Source organism: Candidatus Nitrospira neuquenensis (genome assembly GCF_979578155.1).
Map to the genome: position 1 here is coordinate 98532 of NZ_CEFZDU010000038.1, position 14712 is coordinate 113243.

12 protein-coding genes and 1 pseudogene are annotated in these 14712 nt (G+C 70.1%); 9 read left to right on the top strand and 4 right to left on the bottom strand.

Annotated features, from left to right (window positions below; all coding sequences use genetic code 11):
- Positions 1–55 precede the first annotated feature (55 nt).
- The 3 genes from AC1U7O_RS16575 to AC1U7O_RS16585 form a co-directional block, all read right to left on the bottom strand.
- Positions 56–214, bottom strand: coding sequence for a hypothetical protein (locus tag AC1U7O_RS16575; protein WP_479896003.1), 159 nt, complete (start codon positions 212–214; stop codon positions 56–58).
- Between the two features lie 84 nt (positions 215–298).
- Positions 299–1234 carry an IS256 family transposase gene (locus AC1U7O_RS16580; protein WP_479896004.1) on the bottom strand — a complete coding sequence of 312 codons (936 nt, stop codon included), beginning with the start codon at positions 1232–1234 and terminating at the stop codon, positions 299–301.
- Positions 1155–1442 carry a transposase gene (locus AC1U7O_RS16585; protein ID WP_479896005.1) on the bottom strand — a complete coding sequence of 96 codons (288 nt, stop codon included), beginning with the start codon at positions 1440–1442 and terminating at the stop codon, positions 1155–1157. Before AC1U7O_RS16585 ends, AC1U7O_RS16580 begins: the two co-directional genes overlap by 80 nt.
- Before the next feature lie 238 nt (positions 1443–1680).
- Here AC1U7O_RS16585 and alsS point away from each other — a divergent pair, with 238 nt between their 5' ends.
- The 3 genes and pseudogenes from alsS (at position 1681) to AC1U7O_RS16600 (ending at position 5712) form a co-directional block, all read left to right on the top strand.
- Complete coding sequence (gene alsS / locus AC1U7O_RS16590) at positions 1681–3345, top strand: acetolactate synthase AlsS (RefSeq protein ID WP_479896006.1); 1665 nt, start codon at positions 1681–1683, stop codon at positions 3343–3345.
- Positions 3346–3356: 11 nt separating this feature from the next.
- Positions 3357–4145 (top strand): acetolactate decarboxylase, encoded by a 789-nt coding sequence (gene budA, locus AC1U7O_RS16595; protein WP_479896007.1) that lies wholly within the window; start codon positions 3357–3359, stop codon positions 4143–4145.
- Between the two features lie 41 nt (positions 4146–4186).
- Positions 4187–5712 (top strand): annotated as a pseudogene (locus tag AC1U7O_RS16600) (ABC transporter ATP-binding protein).
- A 16-nt stretch (positions 5713–5728) separates the two neighbouring features.
- Here AC1U7O_RS16600 and AC1U7O_RS16605 read toward each other — a convergent pair.
- Positions 5729–6664: an alpha/beta hydrolase gene (locus AC1U7O_RS16605; RefSeq protein ID WP_479896008.1), complete on the bottom strand. Its 936-nt coding sequence runs from the start codon at positions 6662–6664 to the stop codon at positions 5729–5731.
- Between the two features lie 125 nt (positions 6665–6789).
- Here AC1U7O_RS16605 and AC1U7O_RS16610 point away from each other — a divergent pair, with 125 nt between their 5' ends.
- From AC1U7O_RS16610 to AC1U7O_RS16635, 6 genes are all read left to right on the top strand, one after another.
- Entirely contained in the window at positions 6790–7527 is a 738-nt protein-coding gene (locus tag AC1U7O_RS16610) for an FAD-binding oxidoreductase (protein ID WP_479896009.1), read from the top strand.
- On the top strand, positions 7520–8494 hold the full coding sequence (gene queG / locus AC1U7O_RS16615) for a tRNA epoxyqueuosine(34) reductase QueG (protein ID WP_479896010.1): 975 nt from the start codon (positions 7520–7522) through the stop codon (positions 8492–8494). Before AC1U7O_RS16610 ends, queG begins: the two co-directional genes overlap by 8 nt.
- Positions 8495–8577: 83 nt before the next feature.
- Positions 8578–9942, top strand: a complete 1365-nt coding sequence (locus AC1U7O_RS16620; protein ID WP_479896011.1) for a sigma-54-dependent transcriptional regulator — start codon at positions 8578–8580, stop codon at positions 9940–9942.
- A 15-nt stretch (positions 9943–9957) separates the two neighbouring features.
- Entirely contained in the window at positions 9958–11967 is a 2010-nt protein-coding gene (locus AC1U7O_RS16625) for a sensor histidine kinase (RefSeq protein WP_479896012.1), read from the top strand.
- Positions 11968–12047: 80 nt separating this feature from the next.
- On the top strand, positions 12048–13325 hold the full coding sequence (gene clpX / locus AC1U7O_RS16630) for an ATP-dependent Clp protease ATP-binding subunit ClpX (protein WP_479896013.1): 1278 nt from the start codon (positions 12048–12050) through the stop codon (positions 13323–13325).
- 51 nt (positions 13326–13376) lie between these two features.
- Entirely contained in the window at positions 13377–14711 is a 1335-nt protein-coding gene (locus AC1U7O_RS16635) for a response regulator (RefSeq protein ID WP_479896014.1), read from the top strand.
- Position 14712 lies beyond the last annotated feature (1 nt).

The following is a 14712-nucleotide window of genomic DNA, read 5'->3' on the forward strand; positions in this document are numbered from 1 at the left end:
TCCGACAGCCGCGCCCCGTGACGACCGCTCATCGAGCCATCGGTGAGGGGCTGGGCTACGCCGCCTTGCTGGCGGGGCGATCCATCTGGGACGAGGCGCCGGTCAGCCGACGCCACAGCCCGACGATACCCGCCACGGCCGACATCCCGATGAAGATCCACATGAGCGATTCCATCCAGTTGACGTTCGCCGCTTCGGTCCACAACATCGGCACGCTCACCTCCTTTCCGGGCCGGAGCCACTCGAGAATTGTAATCATACCTCCCGGCCTGTCAAGACGGCGGGGGCCGTGGTAATGTCACGCGGCTTGTGTAAATTGGCGACGGGTGCGCTGGTGCCACTCCAGGTTAAACCGGTTGAAGATGGAGAAGATGATCCGCTCCACGCTCTGGACGTTCACAAAGCACACCATCGGTCGGGTCCGGCGGCGCACCTCCACGAAGCAGCGCTCGATGAAGTTCGTGGTGCGGAGCCGCCGCCAGAGGCGCCGCAGGCACTGGAAGAAGGCCAGCAACTCCGGCAGATCCCGCACCAGCCGCGTGATCACCGACGGGTAGGCTGCTTGCCACCGCTGCGCAACCTGGCGGGCCCGGGCCTCGGCCTCCCGGCGACTGGCGGCCTGATAGATCGCCTGGACATCGGCCTTCACGGCCGCGTGATCCCGCCGCCGGACGGCCTGCAGCACGTTGCGCAGCTTGTGCACCCAGCAGCGCTGATGGGGCACCCGGGGATAGACGGTCTGCAGCGCCGCGGCCAGGCCGGGACAGCCGTCCGTCACGATCAGCGCCAGCTGCCAGCCCTCCAGCCCCCGCCGGTACAGATCCTGGAGCAACCCCTCCCAGGCGGCCTGACTCTCCCCCTGGCTGCGGGTAAAGGCGAGGAGCTGCCGACGCCCATCAGCCCGGACGCCATAGGCCACCAAGAGCTGTACCCGCTGGCGGCCCTGGGGCCGCCGCACCCGCAGACTCACCCCATCCAGGAACAGGTACGGCCAGACATCGCCCAGCGGGGCCGCATGAAACTGCGCCACGGCCTGGTCCAAGGCCTGCGTCAGGCGCGAGACGGTCTGGGCACTGACCGCCTCCTCCGTCACCAGCGCGACCACGCACCCTACCGTCCGGGTACTCACAGCCCGCGCAAGAAGGCCTCGCGGATCAACAGCAGCACCTCCCCCGCCCGGCGCTGCAAGCGCCCCAGGCCGGCCGGCAGAAACGCCCGCCGCCGCTCCGGGCAACGCGCACCCGCACGGTGCCGAGGCGCGTCACAAAGTCCCGTTCATAAAAGCCGTTGCGGGCGTCCGCACGGGCCGGACTGCGTTCATACGCCCGCACGCCCAGGTACTGATCCCGGGCTTCGACCGAGAGCCGCCCCAGGAAGTCGGCCCAGATCTGCCGGGTGTGCTGCGTCAGGTCGCCCCACAACTGCTCGCGCCCATCGGTCACAACGTGTTGCCACTGCTCGGTCCACGGTGCTAGCGTTGCCAGGGGTGTAAGCCTCCTTCAGTGGAGAATGGGTTGGCTTCAGCAGCGCCCAGCTTACACCCGTCTTGTTTTTACACAGAGAAGGTTACATCACCCGGGACGCCGGGGCAATTGTGTATCGGCAAAGACTTTGTTATCGTGGGGCTCCCGCCGCTGCCTTGAGGCTCGCGGTCGCCCGTTTACCACCATCAATGCTGAGATGACGGCATCGCCGACCATTAAGAACGGCGCCGAACTGCTGATCCGGTCGCTCGAAGCGCAGGGCGTGGATTACATCTTCGGCATTCCCGGCGGCGCCGTGCTGCCGATTCTTGACGTCCTGGCGGACGGCGGACCGAAGTTCGTCCTCTGCCGGCACGAAACCGGGGCCACCTTCATGGCCCAGGCCTGGGGCCGCATCACCGGCAAGCCCGGGGTGGTGCTGACGACCTCCGGCCCCGGCCTGATCAACGCCGTCTGCGGCGTGGCCACGGCGACGGAGGACCGCGATCCCCTGGTGATCATCACGGGCCAGGTGCCGCGCGGGATGCGCTTCAAGCAGAGCCACATGAACCTGGACTCGGTCGCCCTCTTCGCCCCGATCACCAAGTGGAGCGTCGAGGCGGAGGTGGCCGACACGCTGCCGGAGATCGTGGTCAGCGCCTTTCGCATCGCCGCCCGATCACGCCCGGGCGCCGTGCACATCTCCGTGCCGATGGACGTCGCCAAGTCGCCCGTGACGGCGCAGCCCATTCCGGCCCCCGAACAGCCCCACCTGGGCGCGGCCGCGCCGGATGCGCTCGGCCGCGCCGCCGCGCTCCTGAACCACGCCCGGTTGCCCGTCGTGCTCCTGGGCGTCGGCGCCAGCACGCCGGCGGCGGCCGCGGCTTTCCGCCGCCTGCTGCACAGGCACGCGCTCCCGGTGGTCTGCACCTTTGAAGCCGCCGGCGTCGTCTCGCGCGATCTGGCCGATCGCTTCGTCGGGCGCGTGGGCTACGTAGGGAATCAGCCGGGCGACGCGATCCTGCAGCAAGCCGATGCCGTCCTGACGATCGGCTACGACATGGTCGAATACGACCCGACGGTCTGGCACGGCGGCGGCCGCGGCGTCGTGATCCACGTGGACGAGAATCCCGCCGGCCTGGATCGGTCCTATCAGCCGGCCGTGGAGGTGCTGGGCGACATCGGGCGGAACCTCGACGCGCTGGCCGAGCGCCTGAGCCTGACCGCGGAGGACGAATGGCAGGAGGTGTCGCGGGCCCGCCAGATGCTGCTCGACGAGCAGGGCCGCGGGGCAAGGCTCTCCGGCAAGCCGATCCACCCCCTCCGCTTCATGCACGACCTGCGGCAGACGATCGGCGACGACGTGACGGTCACCTGCGACGTCGGCGCGCACGAAATCTGGATGGCGCGCTACTTTTTCTCTTATGAGCCCCGGCACCTGCTGTTCAGCATGGGCCACCAGACGATGGGCGTGGCGCTGCCCTGGGCCATCGGCGCCGCGCTGGCCCGGCCCGGCCGGCCGGTCGTCTCGGTCTCGGGCGACGGCTCTTTCTTGATGACCTGCATGGAGCTGGAAACCGCCGTCCGCCTGAACCTGCCCATCGTGCACGTGGTCTGGCGGGACGGCACCTTGAACCTGATCCAGCAGCTGCAGATGCGCGATTTCGGGCGGACCTTCGGCGCCACGTTCACCGATCCGGACCTGGTCAAGCTGGGCGAGGCCTTCGGCGCGGCGGCCTTCCGCATCACCGAACCCGATCAGATTGTCCCGACGCTCAAGCGGGCGCTGGCAGCCGGCCGGCCGGCCTTGATCGACATGCCCGTGGACTATGCCGACAATGCCGAGCTGGTCAAAGCGGTCGGCGAATCCGCGCAACACTAATCGACCATCGCATGGCCATCGACGACGTCTTCATCAAAGCCTTCCAGTCGCACCGGACCCAGGGCGACCTCTTTCACCACGATCAGCGGCAGGCGCACGAGCTGTTTCAGACCTCGACGATCGGCGCGCTGATGGAAGGCATCTACGACGGCGAGGTGACCTACGGCGAGCTGGCGAAGCACGGCGATTTCGGCCTGGGCACCTTCAACGCGCTGGACGGCGAGATGATCGCCTTCAACGGCCGGTTCTACCAGATCACGGGCGACGGCAAGGCCCGTCCGGTCTCGCCCTCGGCCAAGACGCCCTTTGCCGTGGTCATGTTCTTCGATCCGACCGTCAAGGTCCTGTGGGAAGAGCTGACGGATTGGGACCACTTTCAACAGGCCGTGGACAAGGCCGTGCCGAGCAAAAACATCTTCTATGCGGTCATGGCCACCGCCGCCTTCGACTACATCAAGGTGCGCACGGTCCCGCGCCAGCAGAAGCCCTATCCGCCGCTGGCCGAGGTGGCCAAGCGCCAGGCGGTCTTCGAGCACGAGGGAGTCCGCGGCACGCTGGTCGGCTTCCGCTTCCCGGACTATGCGCAAGGGCTGAACGTCCCCGGCTACCACGTTCACTTCCTCACCGAGGACGGCCGGACCGGCGGCCACGTCTTGAACTTCCGCATGCGCGACGCGACCGTGCAGATCGACGTCACCTCGGACCTCCACATGGAAATGCCGCAATGCGGGGACTTCCTCGAGGCCGACCTGGCCAAGGATCAGTCGGAAGCGATTCGGAAGGCCGAAAGCGACCGCTGACCGAGCGACAACCGTAAACCCTTGAAAGGCGACACTGAGTTATGGCGACCACCAACGACAAGCAAGTCATCTTCTCCCTGATCGGCGTCGGGCGTGTCCACCCGCGAAGAAGCAGGTGCTCAAGGACATCTACCTCTCCTTTTATTACGGCGCCAAGATCGGCGTCCTGGGCCCCAACGGCTCGGGCAAGAGCAGCCTGCTGCGGATCATCGCCGGCGCGGACAAGGACTACCTCGGCGAGATCACGATGTCGAAGGGCTACACGGTGGGGCTGCTCGAGCAGGAGCCGCAGCTCGACAAGAACAAGACGGTCAAGGAGGTCGTGGAGGAGGGCCGCCGCGAGCTGATCGCGATGCTGCGCGAGTACGAAGCGGTGAGCAACAAGCTGGGCGACTGCACGCCGGAGGAGATGGAAAAGCTCCTCGAGAAGCAGAGCGCGCTGCAGGAGAAAATCGCGGCGGCCAACGGCTGGGAGCTGGAGAACGAGCTCGACGTCGCCATGGACGCGCTCCGCTGCCCGCCGGCCGACGCCAAGGTGGACGTGCTGTCCGGCGGTGAGAAGAGGCGCGTGGCCCTCTGCCGGCTGCTGATCCAGGAGCCGGACATCCTGCTGCTGGACGAGCCGACCAACCACCTGGACGCCGAATCGGTCCTCTGGCTGGAACAGCACCTCCAGCAGTACAAGGGGACGGTCATCGCCGTCACGCACGACCGCTACTTCCTGGACAATGTGGCGGGCTGGATCCTCGAGCTGGACCGCGGCCAGGGCATCCCTTTCGAGGGCAATTACTCCTCCTGGCTGGAGCAGAAGCAGGCGGATGATCTGGAAATCTACATCCCCCCGGGGCCGCGCCTGGGCGACATCGTGCTCGAGGCCAAGGACGTCAGCAAGGCCTACGGCGACAAGCTGCTCTTCGAGAACCTGAACTTCTCGCTGCCGCGCGGCGGCATCGTCGGCGTCATCGGCCCCAACGGCGCCGGCAAGACGACGCTGTTCAAGCTGATCACCGGCCAGGTCAAGCCGGATAGCGGCTCCTTCAAGGTCGGTGAGACGGTCAAGATCGGCTATGCGGACCAGGACCGGACCCTGGACGGGAACAAGACGGTCTGGGAGGTCATCTCGGACGGCCGCGACACGGTGGCGCTGGGCAAGACCGAGGTCAACTCGCGCGCCTATTGCGGGCGCTTCAACTTCGGCGGGTCGGAGCAGCAGAAAAAGGTCAAGGACCTCTCGGGCGGCGAGCGCAACCGCGTGCATCTGGCCCGGATGCTCAAGGAGGGCGCGAACCTCCTCCTGCTGGACGAGCCGACCAACGACCTGGACGTGAACACGCTGCGGGCGCTGGAGGAGGGGCTGGAGGCTTTCGGCGGCTGCTGCGTCGTGATCAGCCACGACCGGTGGTTCCTGGACCGCATCGCCACCCACATCCTGGCCTTCGAAGGCGACAGCAAGGTGGCCTATTTCGAAGGCAGCTTCAGCGAGTATGAAGCGGATCGGAAAAAGCGCCTCGGCAAGGAGGCGGACCAGCCCCACCGGATCCGCTATCGCAAGCTGACCAGAAGCTGAGCGCAGCCGCGGCCGCTTACTTCGTGAAGGCCGCGCGGAGCGCCGCGGCGGCATCCTCCATGAGCTGCCGGCCTTGATCCAGCACGCCGGCCATGTTGAGAAAGCCGTGGATCATGCCGTCGTAGCGCCTCGCCGTCACCGGCACGCCCGCCTCCTCCAACCTCGCCGCGTAGGCCTCCCCTTCATCCCGCAAGGGATCGTGCTCGGCTGTCGCGATCCAGGCCGGCGGCAGCCCGCGGAAATCCCCCGCCCGCAACGGCGAGGCATAAGGATGGTCGCCGTCGGCCGGAGACTTGAGATAATGGTTCCAGAACCAGGCCATGCCGGCCTTGGTGAGAAGATACCCCTCGGCATGGTCGCGGTAGGACCGCGTATCGAAGCGGTGGTCGGTGACGGGATAGAGGAGCAGCTGAAAGGCGATCGGCGGGCCGCCCCGGTCGCGCGCCATCAAGGTCACGGCGGCGGCGATGTTGCCGCCCGAGCTGTCACCGCCGACCGCGATCCGTCCCGGAGCCGTTGCAAATTCCCGGGGATGCGTGGCGAGATGGCGCAAGACGGCGTAGCCGTCCTCCACCGCGGCGGGAAACTTGTGCTCCGGCGCGTGGCGGTAATTGACGGAGGCCGCGAGGCAGCCGGAGGCCTGGGCGATGGCACGGCACGGCACGTCGCTGCTGTCCAGGTCGCCATTCACCCATCCTCCGCCGTGGAAATAGACGAGCAAGGGCAGCGGACCGGCCTCCGCCGGCTTGTAGAGGCGCAAGGGAACGAGCCCGGCCGGACCCTGGACCCAGCGCTCCTCCACCGCCGCCACCGGCAAGGGATCGCCGGCCCATTGGGCCCGACGCTGGCGGGTCAGGTCGCGGGCTTGGGCCGGTGTCAGGCTCTCGAGCGGCGGCAAGCCGCTCGCCGCCACCTCCTTCAACAGCGCTTCGGCCTGGGGATCCAGCGGCATGGCCCGCCCCTCCTTCGGGCACTCACTCTGTCACAGTCGATCAAGGCCTCGCAACCTGACCGCCTGGGCCGGGCCGGCCCGGCCCCTCCGAGCGCCGGGCTGGCTCCCTGTGGCAGAATAGCCACATGCCCCTCCAGACCTTCAGGGCGCGGGTGGCCCGCTGCCGGGACCTCACCCACGACGTCCGCGAACTGGACCTCGAGCTGATCGAGCCCCCGGAGCTGGCCTTCCAGGCCGGTCAGTTCATCTCCTTCGAGGTCCTGCCCCCCGGCGCCGCACGGCCCGTGACCCGCCCCTACTCGATCGCCTCCCCGCCGAGCCGGCGCGGGATCCTCACCCTCCTGTTCAACCGCGTGCCCGGCGGCCCCGGCTCCGGCTTTCTCTTCGGGCTCCGCCCCGGGGACGAGGTCCGCTTCAAGGGCCCGGCCGGCCATTTCACCCTGAAGGACGACGGGACCCGCGACCGCCTCTTCGTCGCCACGGGGACGGGCATCGCGCCCATCCGCTCGATGCTGCTGGCCCTGCGCGAGCGCGGCGACGCCCGCCGCGCCACGCTCTACTGGGGCCTGCGCAGCCGGCGCGACCTCTACTATCAGGAGGAGCTGGCGGCGCTCGCCACGGAGCACCCCGGCTTCTCCGCCGTCGTCACCCTGTCCCGGCCGGAGCCCGACTGGACGGGCGAGGTCGGGCGCGTGACGCGCCTGGTCGAGGAACGGATCACCTCCGTCGCCGGGCTCGCCGCCTACCTCTGCGGCAACGGCGCGATGATCAAGGAGGTGACGGCGCTGCTCAACCGGCGCGGGCTCTGCCCGGTCTATCGGGAAAAGTATTACGACGAGCGGGGGCCGGAGCCGGATGAGTGAGATGGACCTGGCGGCGGCGATCAAGCGCGAGGCGCGCGCCCTGGGGTTCGACGCCGTCGGCATCGCGCGGGTCGCTCCCGGGGAGGCGGCGCTGCCGGCGCGCCTGGGCCGGCGCCTGACCGACTGGCTGCGCCGCGGCTGCCACGGCACGATGGCCTGGATGGCGCGGGACCCGCAACGGCGGGCCGATCCCCGCCTCGTGCTCCCCGGCTGCCGGTCGGTCGTCTCCGTCGGCCTGAACTACTTCACCGGCGACCGCCCGGACGAGGGACCGGGGCGCGGCCGCATCGCCCGCTACGCCTGGGGCCGGGATTACCACGAGGTGCTCGGCGAGCGGCTCGCGCGGCTGGAGGCCCGCGTGCGCGCCCTCGCGCCCGGCGTCGCGACGCGCCGGTACGTGGACACGGGACCCGTGATGGAGAAGGCCTGGGCCCAGGAGGCCGGGCTCGGCTGGATCGGCAAGCACGCGAACCTCGTGTCGGATCGGTTCGGCTCCTGGCTCCTGCTGGGCGAGATCCTGACGACGCTGGAGCTCTCTCCCGACGAGCCCGGCGCCGACCTCTGCGGCTCCTGCACGCTCTGCCTGCGCGCCTGCCCGACGGGGGCCATCGTCGAGCCCTACGTCGTGGACGCGCGCCGCTGCCTGTCCTACCTCACGATCGAGTTCCGCGGGCCCGCCGAGGCGATCCCGGAGGACCTGGCCCGCGGCCTGGGGAACCGGATCTTCGGCTGCGACGACTGCCTCGACGCCTGCCCCTACAACGTCCAGGAATCGCCGACCGCCGAGCCCGCCTTCCGGCCGACTCCGCTCACGAGGGGGCCGGACCTCCTCGCCCTGACCCGATTGGATGAGGCGGGCTTCGCCGCCGCCTTCCGCGGGAGCCCCATCCGCCGGGCCAAGCGCGCAGGATTGTTGCGGAACGTCGGGCTCGCCCTCCGCAACCTGGCGCGGCGCGCCGCGGGCTAGGCCGCGCCCTTGCGCGAGCCACACGCCTCCTCTATAGTGATCGCAGGGGCGCCCCTCGCCGCCGGCCCCTCCGGTAGGTGCCCATGCCTCCTGCCACCCTGCTCATCATCGAGGACGAGGAACGGATGCGGCGTCTCCTCGACCTCGTGCTGCGGCCGGAGGGGTACGACCTTATCCTCGCCGAATCCGGCGAGAAAGCCCTGGCGCTCATCCGCGACAAGCCGGACGTAGACCTGATCGTCACGGACCTCCAGCTCGGAGCCGTCACGGGGCTCGACGTGCTGGAAGCCGCGAAACAGGCCCTGCCCGACGTGCCCGTCCTCGTCATCACCGGCTACGGCACGGTCAAGTCCGCCGTCGAGGCCATGCGCAAGGGCGCCTACGATTACCTCTCCAAGCCCGTGGACAACGAGGAGCTCAAGATCGTCATCGGCCGGGCCCTCCAGCACCGGCAGCTCACCCAGGACAACCAGGCGCTGCGCGCCGGCCTGCGGGACCAGTACGCCTTCGAGCGACTCGTCACCCGCTCCCCGAAGATGCAGGAGGTGCTGCAGCTCGCGAAGGAGGTGGCGCGGACCGACGCGACGGTGTTGATCACCGGCGAGAGCGGTACCGGCAAGGAGTTGCTGGCGCGGGCGATCCACTACGCGAGCCCGCGGGCGCGCGGCCCGCTCGTGGCCGTGAACTGCGCCGGCGTGCCCGAATCGCTCCTGGAATCCGAGCTGTTCGGCCATGAGGCGGGCGCTTTCACCGACGCGAAGAAGGCCAAGCGCGGCCGCTTCCAGCTCGCCGACCGCGGGACCCTGTTTCTCGACGAGATCGGCGAGATGAGCCCGGCGGCCCAGGCCACGCTGCTGCGCGTGCTGGAGGACCACCGCGTGGAGCCGCTCGGCAGCACGCGCGCGATCACGGTGGACATCCGGGTGATCTGCGCCACCAACCAAGACCTGCCCGACCTCATCCGCCGGGGACGCTTCCGCGAGGACCTCTTCTACCGGCTGAACGTCTGTCCGCTGCACCTGCCGCCGCTGCGCGAGCGGCCGGAGGACATCCGCGCCCTGCTCGACGCCTTCCTGGAGGGCGCAGGACGCGAGCGGGGCACGCGGGCGCGGCGCGTCACGCCGGAGGCCCTGGCCGTCCTGGAAGGCCACGCCTGGCCCGGCAACGTCCGCGAGCTGCACAACGTCGCGGAGTGGCTCACGATCAGTTGCAAGGAGGACGAGATCGCGCCGGCGCACCTCCCCGCCTACCTGCGGGCGCCGGCCGACGGGGACCGGCGCGAGCGCCCCTCGCTCCTGGCCCTCGGCCTCTCCGCCGAGGAGCTGGAGAAGACCCTGCTAGAGGAGGCCATCGAGAAGGCCGGCGGCAACATCTCGGAGGCGAGCCGGCTGCTGAAGATGACCCGGAACACGCTGCGCTACCGGATGGCGAAGTACCGCCTGGCCTGAGTCGCGAGCGACGCGATGCCCCGCACCGGCGGCCTTCAGAAGAAGTTCTTCGTGGCCCTGCTGATCGTCGGGACCCTCCCCGGCGTCGTCGCGCTGACGGCCACCTACCTTTACAGCATCAGCAGCCTGAAGCGGTCCATCGGCAGCGGCTTCCAGGAGATCGCCCGATCCACGGCCATCCGCATCGCGGCCGCGGTGGACCAGGAAGTGGACCGTGCCGTGCGGCTGGCCCGCGTTCCCCTGCTCATCCGGCGGGTCGTGGACGCGACCAACCGGCAGTACGCGGGCCGCAGCGAGGCGGAGGTCCGCATGCTGCTCGCGGCCCGGGCCGCCGCGCACCGCAAGGCGCTGCTCGACGGCGGTCCGTTCCCGCCCGGCCTGCTGGAGACGGGCGAGTACCTGCGCGAATGGGCGCGGGAGGCCGGCTACTACGTGCGCGTCGTCATCGCCGACAGCCGCGGCGCGCTCGTGGCCTCGACCGACGCGCACGTGCCCTACCTCAACGCCGACGAAGAATGGTGGCGGGAGGCGTTCGGCGGCCCGCCGGGCACAGCCTACGTGAGCGCCCTCCGGCTGGACCCCCGACTCAACGAATACGTCTTCGAGGTCGCAGTCCCGATTCCCGGCGAGGCCGGCGGCCCGCCGGCCGGGGCGGTCGGGATCGTCGTCCGCCGCGACGTGCTCCTGAACACGATCCTGCCGATCCGGGTCGGCGACACCGGCCACGGGATGCTGCTCGACACCGACGGCACGCCCCTCATCTGTCCGGTCCTGCCGCCGACCGCCCACCTCATCCCGCAAACGCTGCTCGACCAGCTCGCGCGCGACGAGCCGCTCTGGCTGGTCGCCGACGACGACGCCCACGGCGGGCACGACTCGATCGTCGGCGCGGCGCCGGTGCGGTTCGCCCACCGGCTCAGCCCGGCCAGCCTCGGCGGCACCCGCTGGTTCGCCTTCGTGCGACAGCCGCCGGAGGAGACCTACGCCCCGATCAACTCCATGCTGCTGGCGGTGGGGCTGATCGGGTTCGGCCTCGTCGTCGTGCTGGCCTCGCTCGGCTTCGTCGTGGGCCGCCGGATCGTGGGCCCGATCCTGGCCCTCCGGCGCGAGACGGAGGCGCTCAAGCAGCACGTCGCCGCCCTGCCCAACGCGCCGCCGGCGACCCGCATCGAGCCCGCGCCGGAGATCCGGACGGGGGACGAGATCGAGGACCTGGCCCGGACCTTCCAGGCCATGCGGAGCGCGCTGGAAGAGAGCCTGCGCACGGTCACCTCCCAGCAGGAGGAGCTGATCCGCCGGGAGAAGCTCGCGTCGGTCGGCCAGTTGCTCGCCGCGCTGGCCCACGACCTGCGCAACCCGCTCGGCGTCATCCGCAGCTCGGCCCAGCTCGTGGTCGAGGACCGGCAGGCCGAGGAGGTCCGGCGGGAGGTCGCGCAGTACATCATCGACGAGGTGGACCGGCTTACGCACCGCATCAACGACTTCCTGCGCTACGCCCGGCAGAAGCCGCCCGAGCCCAGACGCCTGCGCCCCGAGGCCTTGCCCCAGCTCGCGCTCTGGCAGTGGCAGACGCAGGGGGGCCACGAGCGGGTACGCGTGGAGACGCGGTTCGCGGAGGGGCTGCCCGACATCGCCGTGGACCCGGACCAGGTGAAGGAGGCGCTGGTCAACCTGCTGGCCAACGCCCGCGAGGCCATGCCGGCGGGGGGCCAGATCACCCTCGCCACCCGCGCCGAGGGGGACGGCCTGGTGGCGATCGAGGTGGCCGACACCGGCTGCGGCATCCCCGCGAGCCACCTGGACCGCATCTACGAGCCCTTCTTCACGACCAAGGAGTACGGCACGGGCCTCGGCCTCACCAACGTGAAGCGGCTGGTGCAGGACAACGGCGGCGCGATCGAGGTCGCCAGCGAGGAGGGCCGGGGCAGTCGGTTCATCCTCCGCTTCCCGGCCTGCGGCCCGCCGGCGCCCGGGGACGGCACGGGGCCGGAGGCCGGAGTCCCGGCGCGGGGGACCGCCGGCTGACCGCTTGTCAGGAGCCGCGCCTCCCGCTAAGATGATCGCCGGCTCCGCGCCCGCGCGGGGCCGCGAGGGAGGAACCGACGGTGTTCTGGGAGTCCCGCCAGGAGAAGGAGAAGCAGGAGCGGCACTGCTCCTTCTGCGGCAAGCGCGAGGGCCTGGTCAAGAGCCTCATCGAGAGCCCCGCCTCCTACCACTGCCGGAGCTGCCGGACCAGCGCCACGCTGCTGATCTGCAACGAGTGCATCCATCTCTGCAGCACCTTCCTCAGCGAGCGCGCCGCCGCGCCGCAAGACGCCGCCCAGGTTCTGCAGCTCCCCAAGCCGACCGAGATCAAGGCCATCCTGGACCAGTACGTGATCGGCCAGGAGCGGGCGAAGAAGGTCCTCGCCGTCGCCGTCCATAACCACTACAAGCGCGTCCTCAACCGCACCCGGCCGAGGGATGTCGAGCTGCAGAAGGGCAACATCCTGATGATCGGCTCGACGGGGACGGGCAAGACGCTCCTGTCCCAGACCCTCGCGCGGATCCTGCACGTCCCCTTCGCCATCGCCGACGCCACCACGCTGACCGAGGCGGGCTACGTCGGCGAGGACGTGGAGAACGTGGTCCTCAAGCTGCTGCAGAACTGCGACTTCGACGTCACGCGCGCGGAGACCGGCATCATCTACATCGACGAGATCGACAAGATCAGCCGCAAGTCCGAGAGCGCCTCGATCACCCGCGACGTCTCCGGCGAGGGGGTCCAGCAGGCCCTCCTCAAGCTCATCGAAGGCACGATCTGCAACGTCCCGCCCAAGGGCGGCCGCAAGCACCCGGAGCAGGAGTACATCCGCGTGGACACGACGAACATCCTCTTCATCTGCGGCGGGGCCTTCGTCGGCCTCGACCAGATCGTCGCGGCCCGGACCACCCAGAAGCGGATGGGCTTCGGCGCGGGTCCGACGACGCGGGAGGCGCCGGGCCCCGGCGGCCCGCTGGAGCGCGTCCAGCCGGAGGACCTGCTCAAGTTCGGACTGATCCCGGAGTTCATCGGGCGGCTGCCGGTGTTGACGACGCTCTCGGACCTGGACGAGCCCGCCCTGGAGCGCATCCTCGTCGAGCCCAAGAACGCGCTGCTCAAGCAGTACCAGGCGCTCTTCGAGCTGGAGGGCGTGCGCTTGGAGTTCACGCCGGCGGCGGTGAAGGCGATCGCACACCGCGCCGCGGCGATGAAGACCGGCGCCCGGGCCCTCCGCACGATTCTCGAGGACGTGATGCTGGACCTGATGTACGAGGTGCCGGCGCTCAAGAACGTCCGCTCGGTCGTCATCACCGACGACGTGATTCACGGCGTGGGACAGCCGACGATCCTCAACGGCTAGGGGGACGCCGCCGGGCCCCGACGCGAGAGGAGCCGCGCACCGCTCCAGCCTATGGCCGCCAGAGTCCTCGCAGTCGACGACGACGCCCGCTGGCTGCGCATCCTGTCGCTCTACCTCGAGGGACGCGGCTACGAGGTGCGGTCCGCCCTGAACGGCGAGGAAGCCCTCCGCCGGATGGCCGAAGCGCGGCCCGACGTCGTGATCGCCGACATCGCCATGCCGGGGATGGACGGCTACGAGCTGTGCAGCCGCCTCCGGCAGGACCCGCAGGCCCGCACGATCCCCTTCATCTTCCTCACCGCCCGGGACCAGGACGCGGACCGCGTCCGGGCGCGCAAGCTCGGCTCCGACGACTACGTCACCAAGCCCTGCCCGTTGGAGCGCCTCCTGCAGAGCGTGGAAACGGTGATGGACCGGCTGGAGCTGGCCCGCCGGATCCCGTTGGAGGAAATCGGCCCGAACGGCCGCCTCGAGGACGTGGACCTCCTCGACCTGATCCAGACGCTGGAGCTGGAGCAGAAGACCGGCGCACTGGTCCTGAGCCACGGCGAGCGGACCGGCACGCTCTACTTCCACGAGGGCGTCATCGTGCAGGCCGACATCCGCTCGCCCAAGCGCGAGGAGCCGCTGTTCATCCTCCTGGGCTGGAAGACCGGCCGCTACCTGTTCGTCCCGGACGCCGCGCCGGAGGAGCGGCCGATCACCGCCAGCATGGCGAACCTCCTCGTGCAGGACCTCCTGGCGCTGGAGCGGCACGAGCAGGATCGGGCGCAGGAGGATCGCCGGCCCGCCCCGTCCGCCGAAGAGTCGCCGGCGGCCCCGCTGGTTCGGCAGGTGCTCTCGCGATTGGAGGAGTTGGGACGGCGGGGCCGGCGCGCGGCGACCGGGCTTCGCGGGACGATGGTCCACCGCATCCTGGTGGTCGGAGTCACGGGGGCGGGCGCGGACACCTTGATCCAGGGCGTGATCGGCGACCTGGCCGGGTCCCGCTGGGCCGCCGTCGGGACGGAGGAGCCGGCCGCCGACCACCGCGCCGACTTCGGGCGGATTCTCATCGCCCCGGGCCACGTGCTGCACCTGGTCGCGGTCCGGGGTGAGCGGCGCTTCCGGCCGGTCTGGGAGCAGTACCTTCCCCACGCGAGGGCCGCGCTGCTCCTGCTCAACCCGGAGGATCGAGAGGCGGTGGCGCACTTGGAGGCCTTCCTGCGGGCCAGGCAGACCCTGGCGCCGGCGCTCCCGCTCCAGGCCCTGCTGCTCACCGAGGGGGGGCGGCCGCCGCTGCCGGGGCTGGCCCCGGACGACCAGGCCGTCGGCTCGCCCGAGGACCAGACCGCCCGCCTTGCCGCGCTGGACCGCCTGCTGGACCGCTGCCTCGTCGCGGGATGAC

Coding starts and splice junctions, on each gene's coding strand:
- alsS (WP_479896006.1), top strand. CDS start 1,681: ATGACGGCATCGCCGACCATTAAGAACGGCGCCGAACTGCTGATCCGG.
- budA (WP_479896007.1), top strand. CDS start 3,357: ATGGCCATCGACGACGTCTTCATCAAAGCCTTCCAGTCGCACCGGACC.
- AC1U7O_RS16605 (WP_479896008.1), bottom strand. CDS start 6,664: ATGCCGCTGGATCCCCAGGCCGAAGCGCTGTTGAAGGAGGTGGCGGCG.
- AC1U7O_RS16610 (WP_479896009.1), top strand. CDS start 6,790: ATGCCCCTCCAGACCTTCAGGGCGCGGGTGGCCCGCTGCCGGGACCTC.
- queG (WP_479896010.1), top strand. CDS start 7,520: ATGAGTGAGATGGACCTGGCGGCGGCGATCAAGCGCGAGGCGCGCGCC.
- AC1U7O_RS16620 (WP_479896011.1), top strand. CDS start 8,578: ATGCCTCCTGCCACCCTGCTCATCATCGAGGACGAGGAACGGATGCGG.
- AC1U7O_RS16625 (WP_479896012.1), top strand. CDS start 9,958: ATGCCCCGCACCGGCGGCCTTCAGAAGAAGTTCTTCGTGGCCCTGCTG.
- AC1U7O_RS16635 (WP_479896014.1), top strand. CDS start 13,377: ATGGCCGCCAGAGTCCTCGCAGTCGACGACGACGCCCGCTGGCTGCGC.